Source organism: Trujillonella humicola, assembly GCF_046233715.1.
Taxonomy (GTDB): Bacteria; Actinomycetota; Actinomycetes; order Mycobacteriales; family Geodermatophilaceae; genus Trujillonella; species Trujillonella humicola.
Genome location: NZ_JBJNRJ010000118.1, coordinates 1 through 1,501, shown reverse-complemented (window position 1 = coordinate 1,501; position 1,501 = coordinate 1). Strand labels below are relative to the sequence as shown.

The window sequence follows — 1,501 nt, the reverse complement described above, 5'->3', positions numbered from 1 at the left end:
GGCGGGGGGCGCGCGGGGGGCGCCCCCCGCCCCCCCCCCCCGCCGCCCCCCCCCCCCCCCCCCCCCGGCGGGAGAGCGGGTGGGTCAGGGAAGGGCGTCGACCACGCCCTGGAAGAGGCCGGCGAGGTCGTCGCCGAGGAGGGCGACGACCGTGATGATCGCGACGGCGATGAGGCCGACCATCAGGCCGTACTCGACGGCGGTGGCGCCGTCCTCCTCCTTGCGGACCCGGTCCTGCGCGAGGGCGTAGAGGCTGGCGATGGCGGCGAAGGGGTTGAACACGGGGGGCTCCCTGGGGGTGGGGCCGGCCAGGACGGGCCGGGGGTGGCCCGCCGTCGCGGCTGTGGGGAGCGCTTCGGGACGAGCGCGGGGCCGCTTGAGCGAACTGCACCCGGTCGACGGACGCGGTCACCCGCCGGGCTGCACGCCGCAGCCGCCGGCCACGGTCGGTCACCACCCGACCGGGTCGGACCGGAACCGGTCCGGTCGCCTCAGCCGGCCGGGACGGCCAGGGCCACGGCCACCGCGGCGCCCAGCAGCATCGCCGGGCCGAACGGGAGCGAGCCGCGCAGGGTGACCCGCCGCGCCGCCAGCAGCACGAGGGCGGCCACGGCCTGGACGACGAAGGCGGCCAGCGCCCCGAGCAGCAGCACCGGCCAGCCGAACCAGCCCAGCGCGAGACCGAGCAGTGCGGCCAGCTTGACGTCGCCCATGCCCAGCTGCCCGGGGGCCAGCAGCGCCAGCAGGAGGAAGCCGGCGAAGAGGGCGAGCGCCCCCAGCAGGGCGCGCAGCAGCGCCGGCCACGCGCCCTCGGCCGCCGCGGCGCCGGTCAGCAGCAGGGCGACCAGCACCGTGGCCGGCGCGACGACGCGGTCGGGCAGCAGGCGGTGCTGGACGTCGATCACCGCGAGCAGCACCGCCGTGACGGCGAGGACGAGCAGGGCCGGCAGCTCGGCCACCGGCCCGGCCGCCCAGGCGGCCAGCGCGCACAGCACCGCCGTCCCCACCTCCACCCACGGCGGGCGGACGGCGCGCTCGCCGGGCGCCAGCACCGTGGTCGCGCCGACGCCCGGCGGCCACGGGAAGCGACCGGCGGCCCGGTTCACCAGCACGCCGGCGAGCAGCCCGCCCAGGCCGGCGGCGAGGACCAGGACGGCGGTCACCGGCGGCGGGGGCCGTCGACGGCGGTCACCGGCGGCGGGGGCGGTCGGCGGCGGGCACGGTGTGCACCCTGGCACACCCACCCGGCCGGGCCGGGCTGCCTCGCGGTCGGGCGACCGTGCCGGCGGCCAGGTCCACCTCGACCAGCACGGGCTCGCCGACGTCGCTGTCCCTACCGGGGACCTGGCCCGCGCCGCGGCCGCCGAGGCTCGGCGGCTGGGCATGCCCGGCCCCGGGGCGTGGGCCGAGGCGCTGGCCGCGCGGGCCGGCCGGGCGGTCCGGGAGGCCGACCCGCTGACCGCCCGCGAGCGGGAGATCGCCACCCTGGTGGCGCGGGCGT

Annotated in this window: 3 protein-coding genes; 1 reads left to right on the top strand and 2 read right to left on the bottom strand. The window is 80.5% G+C overall.

What is annotated here, in order from left to right; translation table 11 throughout:
- Nucleotides 1-84 precede the first annotated feature (84 nt).
- Together ACK586_RS25330 and ACK586_RS25325 are read right to left on the bottom strand one after the other, a co-directional pair.
- Nucleotides 85-282, bottom strand: coding sequence for a Flp family type IVb pilin (locus ACK586_RS25330; protein WP_409333302.1), 198 nt, complete (start codon nucleotides 280-282; stop codon nucleotides 85-87).
- Between the two features lie 209 nt (nucleotides 283-491).
- Nucleotides 492-1,163, bottom strand: coding sequence for a prepilin peptidase (locus ACK586_RS25325; RefSeq protein ID WP_409333301.1), 672 nt, complete (start codon nucleotides 1,161-1,163; stop codon nucleotides 492-494).
- Between the two features lie 61 nt (nucleotides 1,164-1,224).
- On the opposite strand from ACK586_RS25325, the gene ACK586_RS25320 reads away from it, so the two are divergent.
- Nucleotides 1,225-1,501: hypothetical protein (locus ACK586_RS25320; RefSeq protein ID WP_409333300.1), on the top strand; the 277-nt coding region annotated here is incomplete at its 3' end.